The organism is Acinetobacter sp. ANC_7504, assembly GCF_056779995.1.
This window is the reverse complement of record NZ_JBWYIZ010000007.1, coordinates 102,749-120,433: the sequence shown is the minus strand read 5'-3', so window position 1 is coordinate 120,433 and position 17,685 is coordinate 102,749. Positions and strand designations below refer to the sequence as shown.

Genomic DNA, 17,685 nt, shown 5'->3' with positions numbered 1-17,685 from the left:
CTCTCATCCTTGCTGCCCAAGTAATAGTTTTTCAAGATAGGGATTGAGAAACTTTCGATGGGGATCGAGCGCTTCTCTGATTTGCATAAATTCATTCCATTTCGGATAAAGAGCTCGAATCTCTTGATGAGACAGTTGATGCATCTTAGCCCAGTGTGGACGGCCTCGATATTTTTGAAAAATCGGCTCAATAAGATCAAATACTTTTTGAGGTGACTGCTTATAATATTGATGGATGGAAATCGAAATACTGTCCTGCTGATAGAAAGGACTTAGCCAAATATCATCCCCTTTGACCACGCGAAATTCGATAGGGAAAAAAGAATTTATCTGATATTTTCTAAACGTTGCAATCACTTCTTTGATGCATTGAATGCCATTCTCAATTGGAATTTGATATTCCATTTCATTGAATTTGGTATTCCGAGGTGTTGCAAAAATATCACTCGACCAATCAATGAATTCTGTTGGCTTCACAAAAACACCGACTAATTTTTGAAGATATTTCGTCAAAAAAGGGGCTTTTTTAGAAATTTCACAACACCATGTTAAAAGTTCATCCTCAGATGGCCAAGAAGTTTCTCTTGGCTTCACCTCACCCTCTGTAACATCAAGTGTTTTAAAAATTAACTGATCTGTAAAAGGGAAAATAAAATACTCCAAATGCCGATGTTGGTGCATCAATTGGAGAAATTGATCAAGGCTTTCTTCTACAGGGGCTAAATGAATTTTCTCTTCCAATTTATATCTAGGGCGGTTTTGCATGGTTATTTTCGTTAATATCCCGAGCGATCCCAACGATACTCTCCCTGCCTGAAAAATTTCAGGGTTCTCCGTCTTGGAGCATTGGATTAACTCCCCATTTGCCTGTAATAGCTCAAAACCTTCTACATAGCCTGAAATAGAATATAGCGCTGCACCTGTCCCGTGTGTTCCTGTAGATACAGCACCAGCTAAACTTTGTTGATCAATATCACCCTGATTCATAAGCGACTGTTCATAAGGAGCAAGATGCTGTCCTAAATTGAATAGTCGAGTACCTGCCCATAACGTCGCTTGGCATTTAGCCTGATCAGCATTTAAGACACTTGAAAATCGGTCTAAAGAAATAATAGACGCATCCGTTTTTACCAAAGGAGTAAATGAATGCCCTGCACCAACCACACGAACTTTAGGATGTTGAATCACAATATCCTGTAATTCATGTAATTGGTCTGGATATAAGATGTGTTGCGGGTTTGAGTGGCAATATCCCGACCAGTTAGACCAATAATGATGTGTCAGATTCCTCATGTTGCCAACTCCTTTTGTGCAACGGCGGTTTGAACATTTCCCAGATTGGTTCTTTTCTCTAATTCTTTTTGAGGTACTGCTTTAGGTACGCAATTTGATAATTGACGTTGTTCAAGTGGCAAACAAATCTGTTTAGCCAAATGTTTAAAATAGGTTTGAAAAGCTGCCAAAGTCCATTGACCAAATAAAGTGTGTCCACCTTCATAGGCTTGTTCTTGATATTCTTCGAATGTCGTCACATAGCCCATATAGTCATTACAATAAGATGCAAACCAAATTTTTGCGTTAGGAAATGTCGGTAATACACTTTTCTGAATGGTATTTAATACGCGCTTACCTGAAGTTGTTGTAAACTCTCCGGGAGCACATACCAAAAAAAGTTGACCGATTCGAATGAGCTGAATTGGCACGATATGTGGCACTAAATCGCTTTCTTGAATTGCGCCAGCGTGAACTTGAGCATTCATTTCAGCAATGAGTGGATCTAAAACACCAGGAAGTGAACCTAATTTTTTTCCTAATATCCGATGCTGACCCGATTCAAAAATAATATTTTTGGGTCCTTGAGCATGATAAAGCTTCTGATAATAAGCACTTTCCACTGGATCTTTTGAATTCAATTTACTTCGTTTGAATTGTTTTGAAAGTAAATTCATAGCCATGATCAATGGCTTTGCAGCACCCACACCATCGACTGGTGTGCCCGCAATAAATGCTGTCCCATGACAAGCTTGGCTTGTTATCGCATTGCTATATCCACCTGAAAACTCTGGATCAGCCACAGTATTTGCCATATCCACATACTCGAGTACTGCATCCAAATCTTGATATTGGATGTTTTGATTCTGTTTCTCAAGTAAAGCGGCTAAAGCATACTCACTCTGTATACGACCATTGTTTCTCGCATAGATGTATTCTGCTTCTCCTTTTATCTTTTTTCTGATCTTAGTCTGATTCTTTCCATGGAAGTGTGGTGACACATCGCCTGCTGTTGCTTGCGCAAATATACAAACTGGTCCATCCACCCCAGCAGCACTTAAGGTCTCTTCCGAAAGTGTTGCGGCATAGCCTTTATTATCACCATCATGAGCGTCTAATTGATTGCCCAAACATGTCGCATGCACACCAAACAGTGACAACAGAGAATGAAGCTTTTCCCCACGATAAAAGCCAAGGACTTGCATTTGTCGATTGATTGCTTTGTAAGTTTCAGATTCATGGACGAATGCAGTATCGAGATTTCGATTATACGCTTTTATCGAGCGATTCCATGCCACAGGGACTTGCTCAGGAATGTCAATTGTCGCTAATCGAATCTCTGTAAAATCGCGATTGAATAATGCCTGTTGAATACTGGATTGCACAGCATCCACAACTGCATCAAGGTGCTCAGGCACAAATCCTGGTGTCGGCATATTATAAAGAGCTTCATAACCACAACCGCCTGGACCTGAATGGGTATGCGTTGCCATTAGAACCAAACGATGCGGATCGAAACAATCCCTCAACGTTTCATTCAAGCGTTGGATTACATTGATTCGAATTGCTGAAGTAATACAGCCAAAATCTAGACAACATAATATCAATGGGGCATCTTGATCTTTTTGAATGGTCACTGTTCTCGCATACAGCGCAGTTCTTTTTTTATAGGCACGGTGATGCCACATCCCATAGCCAAACATGGCATAGCCTTTGGGTTCGATGTTAATTTCATCTTTCCCCCACCCAACAATATACATATGCAAAATCCTTTTGCTTTTATTATTCGATTTTGAAACTTAAAATCTGTTTAAAATTTACCCTATTTCTCGATCAATTACATTATTCAGCACAAATAAATATCACCAACTTCACGAATAAATCGCAATAAAATGAAGTTAAAAAATATGAAATTTCGCCTAATTGACAAAATGTCACGTTTGCTCGACTAAAGGATAAATGTATTCCGTTTATTTTTTGCTTATCTTTTACTCAGGATTATAAAAATGAAGATGGATACTAAAATGAATTTAAGTCCGTATGACGAACTACCTAGAACGCCAGCAAATTTTGTTGCCCTTTCTCCACTCAGATATTTAGAGCGTGCGGCCTATATCTACCCTCAGCAAGATGCAATTATTCATGGTACACGCCGGATTAGCTGGAAAGAAAAGTACAAACGTTGCCGTCAATTTGCCGATCAGCTGCAAAAGCTTGGTATTCAAAAAAATGATACTGTGTCGGTATTACTTCCAAATATTCCAGCCATGATCGAAGCGCATTTTGCAGTGCCTATGGCAGGCGCTGTACTCAATACATTAAATACGCGCCTAGATGCAAAAACACTCGCATTTATGCTTGAACATGCTGAATCAAAAGTACTTTTAGTTGACCCTGAATTCTCAGAATTAGCACAGGAAGCTTTAGCACAAGTTCCTCAGGACATTTATGTTATCGATGTTGCAGATACTGAATATGAATTCAATGATCAAGCGCCCCGTATTGGAAAAATTGAGTATGAATCTTGGCTTTCACAAGGTAATCCTGAGTTTGAGTGGCAATTACCACAGGATGAATGGGATGCCATCAGCTTAAACTACACCTCAGGCACAACTGGGAATCCAAAAGGTGTGGTCTATCATCATCGTGGGGCTTATATTAATGCAGCGAGTAATATCATTGCTTGTGGTATGACACCCCGTGCCACCTATTTATGGACTTTGCCTCTGTTCCATTGTAATGGATGGTGTTTCGCTTGGACCATGGCCGCCAACGGTGGCACAAATGTTTGTCTTCGAAAAGTTGATCCAGCACAGATCTATCAATTGATCGCGGATCATCAAGTCGATTACTTCTGCGGTGCACCAATTGTATTGTCCATGTTGATCAACACACCAAAAGAGCAACAACGCGAAATTAATCATCGAGTTGAAGTGATGGTTGCTGGTGCAGCGCCACCAGCTGCCATTATTGAAGGTATGCGAAATTTAGGAATCAATGTTACCCACGTCTATGGTCTCACTGAAACCTATGGACCATCAGCGCTATGTGCTTCGCAAGCAGGCTGGAGTGATTTAAGCATCCAAGAACAAGCTCAACTACATTCACGTCAAGGTGTACCTTATCCACTTCAAGATGGGATGAAAGTACTAGATCCTGAAACGATGCTGCCTGTACCGAATGATGGTCAGACCATGGGCGAAATTATGTTCCGTGGCAACATTGTCATGAAAGGGTACTTGAAGAATCCTGAAGCCACCGCTGAAGCATTTGCTGGTGGATGGTTCCATACTGGCGATCTTGCCGTATGCCAGCCTGATGGTTATGCCAAAATCACAGATCGCTCGAAAGATGTGATTATTTCTGGTGGTGAAAATATTTCTTCACTTGAAGTGGAAGAAGTACTTTATCAACACCCTGCCGTGCTGACAGCTGCAGTTGTTGCAAAACCTGATCCACGTTGGCAAGAAGTTCCATGCGCATTTATTGAATTGAAGCAAGGGCAACAAGCTACACCTGAAGAAATCATTGAATACTGCAAACAACATCTTGCTCGATTCAAGGTACCTAAAGACGTAGTGATTACTGAAATCCCTAAAACTTCAACAGGTAAACTGCAAAAGTTTGTGTTGCGAGATTGGGCAAAAGATCGTGCTGCACTCTAAATATTAAGCATCTAAGAAATAAAAAAGGTCTGAAACATCAGACCTTTTTTTTTTACCATTAACGATCAGAGATAAGTGCAACTTGCTGAACGTAATTCAGCAAATTTAACTTAGATTGTGCAACAGCATCCTCACCTAAGTTTTTTTGAATATCACGTTCAATACGAAGTAAATGCTGACGTATTGCATGATGCTCTGCAGCATTGTAAGTCTTCATAAATTCTTTAATAACAGGCTCACCTTGTGCAATCATACGATCGACCCAGCGGTGCAATTGTGCTGTCTTTTTCGCCCCTTGTTGAGGTGTCAAATAAGATAAGATCATGCTCTCGTCTTCATTGCGTAATAATTTACCAATACGCAAAAATTGACGACGACGAGCCTCACCTGATGTTATCAATTGAACATCCAATAAAGCTTCAATTAAGCGCTCTTCCACAGGAAGGCTTTCAATCTTTTTTTTGGGTAACTCAGCAAGTTGAGCCCCTAAAGCAGCCATACGTTGTACAGCTTTCTTTTGTTCAGTTTTACTTGCACGTCCTTCTAAAGACTCAAAATCATCTTCAGTAAAACGTTGCGATCGACGTGCCACGATTATTCAGCCTCGTAAAATTTTGCTGCGAATAATGCTTGAACTTCAGACAAAGCTTTCTCTTCATCTGCCCCTTCAATCACTAGTCTTAATGTAGTTCCTTTGCCTGCACCGAGCATGAGCAAAGACATAATATTTTTGGCATCGACTAATTTATCGCCCTTACCAATTTTAATCGAACTTCGAAATTTGGTAGTGACCTCAATGAGCTTGCCTGACGCACGCGCATGTAATCCTAATTTGTTAATTACGTCAACAGTTGTGTCAATCATGACCAGTGCTTCATTTCTCTATGCAAGACCTGAATAGACCATTGTGCCTCAAGCGCCTTTTTGAGTCTATCCACAATAAATACAGAGCGGTGCTGACCACCTGTACATCCAATCGAAACCGTAATGTAATGGCGATGCCCTTCTGCAAAGGCAGGCAACCACTTCTCTAAAAATTGCTTTAAATCCTCAAACATCATATTCACTTGGTCAAATGATGTCAGGAATTTTTCAATGGGCTCATCTAAACCCGAATATTTTCTAAGCTCTAAATCCCAATGTGGATTGGGTAAATGCCGCACATCAAAAATAAAATCAGCATCCAACGGAATACCATGCTTATATCCAAAAGACTGTAAAATAACAATTAAGTTATCTACCTGCCCTAAGCGGGATAATAATGTATCTTTAAGATCATGGACACTTTTATCTGATGTATCAATCTGTACAGTTGCTCTTAATTGAATCGGCAACAGTAATTGTTTCTCTTCCTGAATGCACTCATTCAGACTTTTAAAACGATTCGCCAGTGGATGAGGTCGACGCGAAGCACTAAAACGAGCAATTAACTCTTGATCTTTGGTGGTGAGATAAATCACCTCGACCTCACCATGTTTTTCCAGTTGCTGATAAACTTGCTCAAATTCTTGCAAATCAGCGCGTGTACTCCGAACATCAACCCCTAAAGCCAATTGTTCTAAATTATTTTCTTGATCTAACTTTCCAACGATCTCAGGAAGTAATGCTAGCGGCAAATTATCGATACAGTAATAACCTAAATCTTCGAGAACCTGCAATGCAGATGACTTCCCTGAACCGGATTGTCCTGTAACAATAAGAATTCGCTTCATGCACCACACCTGACGATCATCATCGAGTTTAATCCTGTTTTAATGACTGATTTGTAAATTGTCGATCAAGCGTGTCGAACCAATTTTCGCAGCAACAAATAACACAATATCTTGGTCAAATTGCTCTACTGCCTGCAACATTGGATTACGTGCTTCAACATAATCCACGACAAAGCCAGCATCACTTAACGTTGATTTTATCTCAGCAAGAACCTCTGTAAGCGCTTGACCTTGTTTTAAATTTGTTTCAGCAGTTTTTAAAGATTGATAAATGACTGGTGCAATTTGACGATGTTCAGCCGAAAGATAACCATTACGTGAACTTAATGCCAAACCATCTTCAGCACGTGCAATTGGCACACCAATAATTTCAATCGGCATGTTCAAGTCACGTACCATTGTCTTAATCACAGCCAACTGCTGGTAGTCTTTTTGACCAAAAAATGCAAAATGCGGTTGTACGATATTAAATAACTTCGTTACCACTACCGCAACACCATCAAAGTGCCCCGGACGTTGAGCACCACATAAATCATTGGTAATTTGACCGACACTAATGTTTGTTAAGCGAGGTTGACTGCCATACATTTGCTCAACTGAAGGTGCAAAAATAATGTCACAACCCTCTTCAGCCAACAACTGACTGTCTTGATCAAGTGTGCGTGGGTAACTGTCATAATCTTCATTTGGGCCAAATTGAATCGGATTCACAAAAATACTGACCACAACCACATCACATAATTTACGTGCTTCACGTACTAAATTTAAGTGACCTTGATGTAGATTCCCCATGGTCGGGACAAAACCAATAGTCTTTCGTGCTTGACGAGCAGCATGAAGGGATGCGGTTAAACCATGGATTGTTGTTTCAGTTTTCATGATTAAAGCTCAACTTGGAACGTATGTTCTTTAGCAGGGAAAGATTGATCTAGTACAGCAACATGATACGATTTGATTGCATCAAGAATGGACGTTTCACCAGACTGTTCTTTCATAAAATTACGTACAAAACGTGCAACACGACCGAAGTTTAATCCCAGCATATCTTGAACAACCAGAACTTGACCATCGGTTTGTGCTCCAGCACCAATACCAATCACAGGTACATGCGGAAATAGTTCTGTAATTTCTTGACCCAATTGTGCAGGTACACACTCTAGCAATAACACTGCAGCCCCAGCCTCAACAACGGCTTTACAATCAGCAATCAGCTGATCCGCAGCTTCACGCGTTTTGGCTTGTAATTTATAGCCACCAAATACATGAACGGATTGCGGCGTTAGTCCAAGATGGACACACACTGGAATACCATTGCGAGTCAATACTTCTACCGTTTCAGCAAGCCAAGCACCACCTTCAAGCTTGACCATTTGTGCGCCAGCCTGCATCACTTTTTTCGAGTTTACTAGTGCATCATTAAGTGTGGCATAACTCATAAAAGGCAGATCAGTTAAGATGAAAGCATGGTTATTTCCACGACGTACAACTGAGGTGTGATAGACCATATCTTCCACATTCACAGGCAACGTTGAATCATGGCCTTGAATAGTCATCCCAAGCGAATCACCAATTAAAATGGTATCTATTTCAGCAATTTCCATTGCCTTCGCCATACTGGCGTCATAACAAGTCAGACATGAAAATTTTCGACCTTGCTGTTTGAATTGTCTTAAATCGCTCAGACTGATCATAAGATGCCCTCTAACACAGTTCCTTAGAACATTTTAAAGTTTAAATATTGATCCAAGATGAATCTGCTAAAACATCCAATTGGCTGTGTTTTGCAATATTCGTTTCTCGAATTTTCTGTCCATGAATTTCTAATTCGACATCCAGATCTAATAACGGCAGTATGACAAAATCTCGCTCAAATATCCCGATATGCGGAACAGTTAAGCGATCATTTTGAATCGTTTGATCACCATATAACAATAGATCTAAATCGAGTGTGCGTTCACCCCAACGACGTAAACGCACCCGCCCTGCTTCATTTTCTATTTTTTGTAATTCATCCAATAATTCAAGCGCCGTTAGACTCGTATCTAAACGAACGACCGCATTGTGGTAATGTGGTTGGTCTTGAGGACCCATAGGTGGACTATGATAAAGCCTTGATGCTTTCACCATACCCAGCATTGCCAGTTTCGTATAGGCTTCTGCCATCAACTGCTGAGAATCACCTAAATTACTTCCCAGTCCAATATATGTTCGTACTGTCATTGGATAGGACCAAACACCACTGTATTTAAATCGCGTTTGACACGTTTACGCTTCAAAATAGGATGATCAGCTGCAATACCATTATCCAAAGCGATACTCGCATTTTGCTCTGTTCTTCGCTCATTCGCTGAAGCGGCCTTACGACTGCGGCGGCTACGTGACTCCGTTTCTTTAACTAGCGGTTCAATCTGCTGAGGCTTTGTTTCCGCAACATCTTCGGTCACGGCAACTTTACGTCGTGATTTAGTCCGTTGACGATTGTACTGCGCAATCACACGCTCTTTTTCGTCCAAAGACATCAACTGATAAGCATCCCACCATTGACCCATGCCATTGGTCGTCTGATCTCCAGACTTTTCACGCAGCAACATAAAGTCAAAACCTGCTCTAAAACGAGCATGACCTGAGAGTGCTTCAATTTGCTGAGGTTTTGGGTTCAACAAACGAGTTTGCATTTCCCAAACTTCACGAATAAATGTTTCTGCAAAACGCGGGATAATCGTGCGTGTCGCTTGGCGCTTCAGCACATCTAAGCCAGCTTGAGCACGTGCTTCAGCTGCCACAACACCTTTGTGCATATAAAAATCACAACGCTCAAGGAATGGTTTCCACAACAATACCGCATAGAAAAATGCAGGGTTGATCGTTTTACCAATTTGAATTCGCTGATCTGTATTTTTCGCTGCACGTTCAATAAATGCATCAATATGAGGAGGAATATCTGCAAATAATTGCTTCCAGATTCCAAACTCAATCAACATCGGGAGCACACGATTCAAATGCCCCATTGTGAATAACTTTTGAGATTCATCATATAAACGATGTGGTGATACATCACGTAAAAGCAAGGTTGCTTCAGGTGTAAATACGTCTAAAATTGCAGGATCAATTTTAAAGTTAAGTTTCGCAGCAAATCTCAGTGTTCGTAACATACGAACTGGATCTTCTTCAAAGCGTAACTTTGGATCACCCAATAAACGCAATGTTTTTGTTTTTATATCATCAATAGCGTTACAGAAATCAAGAACGATACCCTTACGCGGTTGGTAATACATCGCATTGATTGAGAAATCTCGACGAGCAAAATCTTCCTCAATTGAGCCCCAATTATTATCTCTTAGAATCATCCCTGCAGCAGAAGTCACTGCTTTTTTAGGAGGAGCTCGGAAAGTGGCCACTTCAATTAATTCACGACCAGAATAGACATGAGCCAACTCAAAACGACGACCAATAATTCGGCAACGACGACCAAATACTTCTTTAATTTGTGAAGGTGTCGCATTGGTTACAGCATCGAAATCTTTAGGGGCAAGTCCAAGCATCAAATCACGGACACCACCACCGACGATATAGGCTTCATAGCCGGCTTTAGTTAAAGAATCAATAACATCTAAAATGGAAGAAGGTAATTGTGCAGTGGATAAACCGCACTTTGACGCGTGCAAAGTTTGCAAAAGACGCTGTCTCCTACGTCAGAACGTAAAATCATAATTGTGCTAATCATAGCTCTAACACAATCAAAGGGCAATTTTATTCTCCAAGATTCACCGTCAAAATTGATTAAATTTCAACACCCCTTAGTGCCATTTGATCTCTATAAAAATGTGTTAGAGGGCTAACTGGTTGCGATTCTTTTCGATAAACTTTGGACCTATTCCTTTGACATTTTGAAGTTCATCTACTGACTTAAAACTGCCATGCTTTTGCCGATACTCAATAATTGCAGCAGCTTTCTTCTCACCCACTCCTTTAATCATTTGTAGTTCAACCATTGAAGCCGTATTAAGACGAACTTTAGTTGATTGCCCGACACCACCAGCTGCTTGCTTTGATGATGTATTTACGGCTGGTCGAGATAAATAATGGTTCGCACTTTGCCGGTTAAGTCGTTGATCATGAGCTTCTTGCTCTGCTTTCCATTTTAAGTAAGATTGATCAAACTGTTGTGGATATGCCGAACTGATTAAACTCACACATGCAGTAAATATCAGAAGAAGAAAAGAAATGATGCTATTCATGTTGAACCTGAATTTTATTGTTATGTTGCTTTAGATACACTTTTGCCTGATCCCACAATTGGTCCATTTCTTTGAGACTCATATTTTCAATGGGCGTATTTCTATTTTTTGCCTGCAACTCAATGTATGAAAAACGTTGTTTAAATTTGTGGATGGTTCCAAGTAGAGCCATCTCACTTGAAATGCCGATTTTACGTCCAACATTGATTAAAGAAAATAAACAATCTCCAAACTCCTCTTGTATTTCGTCGGAATTTTGATGGTTGAGCGCCTCTCTCAATTCAGATAACTCTTCATCTAACTTTTCATACGCTTGCTCAACATTTTCGAAATCAAATCCAATCTGAGCTACATTTTTTTGAATTTGCTCGGCTTGATCTAAGGCAGGACCCGCTTTAATTTCATCTAAACGTGATTTAGTTTTGTCTTTGTTCTCTTCAGCCTTAATTTTTTGCCAAAGTTCACTCACCTGCTGTTCATTCAGTTGTTCAAATTGAGCTGATTGAAAAACATGAGGATGTCTTCGAATCAACTTGTCACACAACGTTTCCACCACATCATGAAAATTAAATGCTCCTTGCTCACTATACATTTGCGCTTGAAATACAACTTGCAGCAGAAGATCTCCTAATTCCTCTTTTACATGCGCTGTATTTTGTGATCGAACTGCTTCTTCAACCTCATAAGCTTCTTCAATCGCATAGCGAGTCAAGCTTTCAGGCGTTTGTTTTTGATCCCATGGACATTTCGCACGAAGCTCTTGCATGATATTTAAAAGTTTTTCCATGAAAGTTGATCTCTAGTGAATGATGAGTTTAAAGATATTGTTGATTCAATGAACAATCTTATGCTCAACTAGGAACATAAAATGATGTAAAACAACAAGGATTTTCGATGACATCTAGCATTTTTATCAGTGGCGCAGCACAAGGGATTGGCGCAGCTACCGCAAAACTATTCTATCAGCAAGGTTATAAAGTCGGTATTTATGACATTAATCTCGAACAAGCTGAACAATTGGCTCAATCTTTAGGGCCAAATGCTAAAGCGGGTTTGCTAGATGTTTCCCAATACGACCAATGGCAAAGTGCTTTAACTGAGTTCAACGAATGGGCTGGTGAAATAAATATATTATTAAATAATGCTGGCATCTTATATTCAGGGGCATTCGAAAATACAGATATCTCATCGCATCATCGAACATTTAATATCAATGTTAACGGCGTTCTCAATGGCTGTCATGCTGCGCTCCCTTTCTTAAAACAGGCCTCCCACGCACGTATCATCAATATGTCCTCTGCTTCTGCTATCTATGGTCAAGCTGATTTAGTGTCCTATTCAGCAAGTAAATTTGCTGTTCGCGGCATTACAGAAGGTCTTGATGTTGAATGGCAAAAATATGGAATACGCGTATTAGACATCATGCCATTATTTGTTCAGACTGCCATGGTAAAAGGCATGGATGCGGGTACGATTCAAAATATGGGAGTCAGTCTCAGCGCCCAAGACGTTGCTCAGGAAATTTACCGTGTCGCACGTTTAAAAAACCATCACTTAACCGTGACTCACCATACTGTTGGCATCAAAACTGAACTGATGTATCACCTGTCAAGATTCAGTCCTCAATTGATCAATAGAGTGACAAATTTAATATTAAGTAAAAAGAAATGACAAATTAGTCACATTTGTGTAATATTCTCTCGCCCCAATAGGGGCATTTATAACAATGCGTTACAAATGAGAATATATAATGAAAAAAATTTTAACTTTAGCTATCGCTACTGCTTTAACAACGACTCTTGCTCAAGCTTCGGGTGAACTACCAACGAAACAACACTCAACTGCTGAACTCAAGGCAATGGATTGTGCAACACTAGCTGTTGAAAAAGCCAATGCTAAGCGTAACTTAGAAAATGCTGATAAAAATATTGCAGCTGCTGCAACCCAAACGCCAGCTAAATCATTGAGCAAATGGGCGGGTATGGCAGGTAATGCATTATCTACTTTCGGTGGCAACTCAGAAAAAGCAACAAAAATGGGGCAAGTTGCAAACTCTGTAGCGGGTGAAAGCGATACTTCTGATGCTGCAAATATTCCATTACAGCAACAGATCAAAGCTGCATCACAAGCAAACATCGATAATATTGGAATCTATCAAGGTTCTAAAAAATGCAAAATCTGATTTAACGCTATTTGAGTGATCAGTCATAAAAAAGCCTGCTAAAGCAGGCTTTTTTTAATTTCCTTGAACCAAACGTCTTGCGCTAATGATGCCTGGTTGCTGTTCCAATCGAGCCAATAAACGAGACAATTGAGCCAAACCTTTAACCTCAATCAACAGCTTCATATTGGCAATACCATCCGCTTCGGAAATGGTATTCACTTGGCGAATATTAATCTGATCTGAAAAAATCACTTGGGTTAGATCCTTCAGCAGTCCTCGACGATCATAAGCCTCAACCACAATTTGGACACTCTGTCCTCTTGTCGGTTGCATTTCCCAATCTGCTTCAACAGCGCGTTCAGGTTCTTGGCTGATCATACGCACATAATCCGGACAAGCCACCTTATGAATACTCACGCCACGATTGAGTGTGATATATCCAGCAATCGACTCACCATGAACAGGCTGACAACATTGTGCAATATGTAGTTCAACATTATCCAAACCGTCAATCAGAATCCCATGCGCTGATAATGTATGACTCGCCCGTGGATTTAATGCTGGCTTCAGCACTAACTCAGGCTCATCTTGATCCAAGTGCATATGACGATTGACTTGATTAATCAATGCATGAAGACTGATATCTCCACTCACCAAGGATACAAGAATGTCCTCACCTGTTTTAACGTTAAAGTGAGCACAATAATCACTCAAATCAATACTTTTTGGGTGAATTGCAAGACGTGATAATTCCTTGGTGAGAATCTCTCGACCGACTTCTAAGTTCTTACTACGGTCTTGCTGTCTGAACCAATGGCGCAACTTGTCTCTTGCACGTGCTGTCTTGATATAACCTAAAGAGTTCACCAACCAATCACGATTTGGCTCACGATCTTTCTTGGTCAAAATCTCGACTTGTTCACCTGTTTTTAATGTATAAGTCAGTGGAACATAACGTTGGTTCACACGTGCTGCATAACACTTGTTGCCAACCTCCGTATGCACATGGTATGCAAAATCTAAAACGGTTGAATTACGCGGTAATTCTTTGATGTCACCATCACGACTAAAAACATAAATTTTTTCAAAATCTTCAAAATCTTGAAGCTGATTGAAATTTTCAGTTTCGTCTTCATTCGGATGCGCACCTGCTTCATTTCGTTCTTGATAATGCTCAAGCACCGAACGTAAAGAGTGTAAACGATGATTAAATGAATAATCTGTAGTTTTCGCACCTTCCTTATAATTGAAATGAGAACAAACGCCTAACTCAGCTTCTTCATGCATTTCAGTGGTTCTGATTTGAATCTCTAAAGATTTATTTTCAGCAATCACTGCGGTATGTAAAGAGCGGTAACCATTGGCTTTCGGGTTAGTGATGTAATCATCAAACTGATGGGGAATATGACGCCAGATTTGGTGTACGATCCCCAAAGCGTGATAACACTCAGATACATTCTGAACCAGTACACGAACAGCTCGAATGTCATATAGCTGATCGAAACTTAAGTTCTTACTTTTCATTTTTCGATAAATCGAATAAATGTGTTTCACACGACCTGAGATTTCAGCCTCAATACCATGCTTCAGCAACTCACTTTTCAGTTTATCGACCACGAATTGAATATATTGTTCGCGCTCTAAGCGTTTTTCATTGAGCAAAGATGCAATTTCTTTATAGCGCTCTGGTGCTAAATAACGGAATGCAAGATCTTCAAGTTCCCATTTTAACTGCGCGATACCAAGACGATGCGCCAAGGGTGAGTAAATGGTTAAAATTTCTCGTGCGACACGCTCTTGACGCTCTTTTGGAGAGTTTGCCAACTCACGCAAAGCCAGCGTACGCTCAGCCAACTTGATTAATACAACGCGAACATCCTCTGTTACTGAGATCAACATCTTGTAAATCCCAGTTAAATGTTCACGCTGATTATTATTGAAGTGATCTTCTAAACGTTTATTTTTTTCGATCAGCTCTGACAACTTACCCATTGCCAAAGTGCCTTTCACCAAATTGTAGACACTTTCACCAAAGCTTTTACGAATCTCCTCAAGCGACGTCATGCCCTCACGCACACTACGATAAAGCATCGCTGCTGACAAAGTATCTTCATCAACATGTAGGTGAGCCAAAATATCTGCCATACCTAAGCCAGTCGCGAAGGTATTGGTTTTATGATGGTGATCAGAAGTCAGTTCTTTTTTTAAAACACTAAGAGCGACTTCTTCTAATTTTTTAAGTTCTGCACCGTCTAAAATAATCCGCGCACGGTCTAGCCAAGTTGCTAAACCAAGTTGCGCTTCAGCGGCATGTTCTACAGTCGTTTCCTCAGACAACTCAGTCAGTCGTCCAGGTAACTGCTCACGTACTGTGACCATACCCTTCTCCTTTTTTAAATCTAATCTTCATTTTATTAAATCAACACTTAGCACTAGCTTTTTTCAAATAAAGCAATAGATTCAACATGGCCTGTATGACTGAACATATCCATCACACCAGCTTTCTTCAACTGATAACCATGTTGTACTAAAATCCCTGTATCACGTGCTAATGTAGCAGGATTACAGGAAACATAGACGATTTTTTTTGCACCAAAATTTGGCACATAGTGCATAATTTCTTCAGCTCCAGCGCGTGGTGGGTCTATTAAGAGTGCATCGAACCCTTGATTTGCCCAAGAATGTTGCGAAAAATCTTGCGTTAAATCCTGAGCATAAAATTTTACGTTTGTGATGCCGTTTTTCAGTGCATTTTCTGTCCCACGCATCACCATTTCCTCACTTCCCTCCACCGCGACGACCTCACCCCGTGTTACAGAACGTGCAAGTGGCAATGAGAAATTCCCTAGACCACAGAATAAATCAAGAACACGCTCATTTCCGCTCAGGTCAAGCAATTCACATGCCAGCTTCACCATTTGTGGATTAATGGTGGGGTTCACCTGAGTAAAGTCAGTCGGTTTAAAACCAAACGTCACGTTAAAATCAGGTAGTGAGTAATGTAATCGCTCAGATACGTCACCATCCGCACGATGAACACTACTTACACCAGCTGGTTGCAAATAAAGCTGCCATGATCTTTCTAACGCAAATTCACGCAGTTGGTTGACATCATTTTGCGGTAATTTGTTGGTATGACGTATCAAAAGTGCAATCTCTTGATCTCCTTTCGCCAATTCAATATGACCTATATCTGCTTTTGCTTTTAGATTTTCAAGGAGTACCTTGAGGTGAGGTAACGCAGCATCTAGCTCTGCATCTAAAATTTTGCAGGTTTTAATTTCAGTAAGCTGATTAGATTGAGCCTCACGAAAACCCATGACTAATTTATTTTTTTTAGCAATGTAGCGAACGCCAATACGAGCCTTGTGACGATAATCTTCACGTGTCGAACGCAATGGTTCTAGCCACGACTCTGGAAGAGCACCTGCAAAGTGGGTGAGATGCGACTCTAAAACTGATTGTTTTAAACGAATTTGTTCATCTAATTTTATGTGCTGCATATTACAGCCTCCACATTTTCCAAAATGTGGACAAACTGGCTGTGTACGAATTGGACTCGGCGCCCCAATCAACTGCACACAATCAGCTTCTTCTAATTTTTTTGCCTGATGGGTAATTTGAGCTTCTACTGTTTCTCCTGGCAGTGCAAAACGAATAAAGACCTTTTTACCCAATTTGTCTTGAGGATGTTCCTGTCCTTGAAAATGTGCGATCCCTCGCCCTTCGTGTGAAAGTCTCTCAACTGTAAATGTATAACGAGGAAGTTGAGATGAGCGATGTGCGGCACGTTGTTTCAAAGAGATAACCTAATGTTGAGTTGATTTAAAATCCGAAGCGGTGAAGTCAGTTTTTTCAGCAGTTTCTTGCCAAATACGCAAAAATTCTGTTTGCTGTGGTTGACCTTGAAGATAATGAATCGTCGCTTGAATCCACAGACGATGATCTTCAGGCAAAATCTGTCCTTTTAACAATACATAGCGCAGATAGACTAACCATGTGTTTAAAACATCCCCTTCACAATAACTGGTTAATTCTATCCAATTATTGTTACGAACATATTCAGGGATAAAATAACCTGGTGTTCCGCGCTTACCCGGGTAACCGAGCATATAGGCGACATCATCCAGTTTTTGGAAGTGACGCGCATTAAACATTGCCATAAAATCCATCAAATCAATATGACGATGATGGTAACGATTCTGGTAGTTATTATAGCGCTTTTGCGTATCAATTTCGCCTTGATCAAACAGACTTGGCGCAGATAGCCCATGATACATTGCTCTATACATAATAACAGGCAGATCAAATTGGGAGCCATTCCAACTGACTAAAGTCGGATTACGTTTATCAAAAATTGATAGAAATTTTTGTAAAATTTCAGGTTCTGAATAATGTTCACGACTGAATGAAAATAATTTCATTCCCGCCTTTTCATCAATCCATAGTCCTGAAATACAGACAATTTCATGCAAAGCAAGTCGCTGAAAGTCAGTGCCCGCTTCTTGACGTCTTAACTTACTCAGCGCTTGTTCAATACTATCTTCTGGTAAATCTAAGCCATATAGATGCGCTCCTGATTTAAGATCGGTCAATGTTTCAATATCAAACACTAAAACAGGTAAGCGCATATA

Annotated in this window: 17 protein-coding genes; 3 read left to right on the top strand and 14 right to left on the bottom strand. The window is 40.2% G+C overall.

Annotated elements, in window-relative coordinates; genetic code table 11:
* Positions 1–3: 3 nt before the first annotated feature.
* Complete coding sequence (locus tag AC1M9F_RS09290) at positions 4–1,293, bottom strand: D-arabinono-1,4-lactone oxidase (RefSeq protein ID WP_481597619.1); 1,290 nt, start codon at positions 1,291–1,293, stop codon at positions 4–6.
* Positions 1,290–3,032 (bottom strand): neutral/alkaline non-lysosomal ceramidase N-terminal domain-containing protein, encoded by a 1,743-nt coding sequence (locus tag AC1M9F_RS09285; protein WP_481597618.1) that lies wholly within the window; start codon positions 3,030–3,032, stop codon positions 1,290–1,292. The genes AC1M9F_RS09290 and AC1M9F_RS09285 overlap by 4 nt, the downstream gene beginning before the upstream one ends.
* A 264-nt stretch (positions 3,033–3,296) precedes the next feature.
* Here AC1M9F_RS09285 and AC1M9F_RS09280 point away from each other — a divergent pair, with 264 nt between their 5' ends.
* Complete coding sequence (locus tag AC1M9F_RS09280) at positions 3,297–4,937, top strand: acyl-CoA synthetase (RefSeq protein WP_481587552.1); 1,641 nt, start codon at positions 3,297–3,299, stop codon at positions 4,935–4,937.
* A gap of 58 nt (positions 4,938–4,995) precedes the next feature.
* On the opposite strand, the gene yjgA is transcribed toward AC1M9F_RS09280, so the two are convergent.
* The 9 genes from yjgA to mazG form a co-directional block, all read right to left on the bottom strand.
* Positions 4,996–5,529: a ribosome biogenesis factor YjgA gene (yjgA, locus tag AC1M9F_RS09275; protein WP_035265351.1), complete on the bottom strand. Its 534-nt coding sequence runs from the start codon at positions 5,527–5,529 to the stop codon at positions 4,996–4,998.
* Positions 5,530–5,531: 2 nt separating this feature from the next.
* The gene (locus AC1M9F_RS09270) at positions 5,532–5,801 is read right to left on the bottom strand and encodes an HPr family phosphocarrier protein (protein ID WP_035265349.1); all 270 of its coding nucleotides are present in this window, start codon (positions 5,799–5,801) and stop codon (positions 5,532–5,534) included.
* Positions 5,798–6,649 (bottom strand): RNase adapter RapZ, encoded by an 852-nt coding sequence (gene rapZ, locus AC1M9F_RS09265; RefSeq protein ID WP_035265345.1) that lies wholly within the window; start codon positions 6,647–6,649, stop codon positions 5,798–5,800. The genes AC1M9F_RS09270 and rapZ overlap by 4 nt, the downstream gene beginning before the upstream one ends.
* A 39-nt stretch (positions 6,650–6,688) precedes the next feature.
* Entirely contained in the window at positions 6,689–7,528 is an 840-nt protein-coding gene (gene panC / locus AC1M9F_RS09260) for a pantoate--beta-alanine ligase (RefSeq protein ID WP_179998617.1), read from the bottom strand.
* Positions 7,529–7,530: 2 nt separating this feature from the next.
* The gene (panB, locus tag AC1M9F_RS09255) at positions 7,531–8,340 is read right to left on the bottom strand and encodes a 3-methyl-2-oxobutanoate hydroxymethyltransferase (protein ID WP_481597617.1); all 810 of its coding nucleotides are present in this window, start codon (positions 8,338–8,340) and stop codon (positions 7,531–7,533) included.
* Positions 8,341–8,380: 40 nt separating this feature from the next.
* Positions 8,381–8,869 carry a 2-amino-4-hydroxy-6-hydroxymethyldihydropteridine diphosphokinase gene (gene folK, locus AC1M9F_RS09250; RefSeq protein WP_481591534.1) on the bottom strand — a complete coding sequence of 163 codons (489 nt, stop codon included), beginning with the start codon at positions 8,867–8,869 and terminating at the stop codon, positions 8,381–8,383.
* Positions 8,866–10,323: a polynucleotide adenylyltransferase PcnB gene (gene pcnB / locus AC1M9F_RS09245; protein ID WP_481588712.1), complete on the bottom strand. Its 1,458-nt coding sequence runs from the start codon at positions 10,321–10,323 to the stop codon at positions 8,866–8,868. The genes folK and pcnB overlap by 4 nt, the downstream gene beginning before the upstream one ends.
* Before the next feature lie 153 nt (positions 10,324–10,476).
* The gene (locus tag AC1M9F_RS09240; protein ID WP_092768325.1) at positions 10,477–10,887 is read right to left on the bottom strand and encodes a ComEA family DNA-binding protein; all 411 of its coding nucleotides are present in this window, start codon (positions 10,885–10,887) and stop codon (positions 10,477–10,479) included.
* On the bottom strand, positions 10,880–11,674 hold the full coding sequence (gene mazG, locus AC1M9F_RS09235; protein ID WP_481591536.1) for a nucleoside triphosphate pyrophosphohydrolase: 795 nt from the start codon (positions 11,672–11,674) through the stop codon (positions 10,880–10,882). The genes AC1M9F_RS09240 and mazG overlap by 8 nt, the downstream gene beginning before the upstream one ends.
* Before the next feature lie 107 nt (positions 11,675–11,781).
* Here mazG and AC1M9F_RS09230 point away from each other — a divergent pair, with 107 nt between their 5' ends.
* Positions 11,782–12,558: an SDR family oxidoreductase gene (locus AC1M9F_RS09230; protein WP_481596266.1), complete on the top strand. Its 777-nt coding sequence runs from the start codon at positions 11,782–11,784 to the stop codon at positions 12,556–12,558.
* Between the two features lie 79 nt (positions 12,559–12,637).
* Positions 12,638–13,069: a hypothetical protein gene (locus tag AC1M9F_RS09225; RefSeq protein WP_035265332.1), complete on the top strand. Its 432-nt coding sequence runs from the start codon at positions 12,638–12,640 to the stop codon at positions 13,067–13,069.
* Between the two features lie 54 nt (positions 13,070–13,123).
* Here AC1M9F_RS09225 and AC1M9F_RS09220 read toward each other — a convergent pair whose 3' ends face one another.
* From AC1M9F_RS09220 to AC1M9F_RS09210, 3 genes are read right to left on the bottom strand one after another with little or no spacing between them, the layout of a single operon-like run.
* Positions 13,124–15,430 (bottom strand): RelA/SpoT family protein, encoded by a 2,307-nt coding sequence (locus AC1M9F_RS09220; protein ID WP_035265331.1) that lies wholly within the window; start codon positions 15,428–15,430, stop codon positions 13,124–13,126.
* Positions 15,431–15,483: 53 nt separating this feature from the next.
* Positions 15,484–16,851, bottom strand: coding sequence for a 23S rRNA (uracil(1939)-C(5))-methyltransferase RlmD (rlmD, locus tag AC1M9F_RS09215; RefSeq protein ID WP_481597616.1), 1,368 nt, complete (start codon positions 16,849–16,851; stop codon positions 15,484–15,486).
* Between the two features lie 9 nt (positions 16,852–16,860).
* Positions 16,861–17,682, bottom strand: coding sequence for a 3'-5' exonuclease (locus AC1M9F_RS09210; protein ID WP_035265329.1), 822 nt, complete (start codon positions 17,680–17,682; stop codon positions 16,861–16,863).
* Positions 17,683–17,685: the final 3 nt, after the last annotated feature.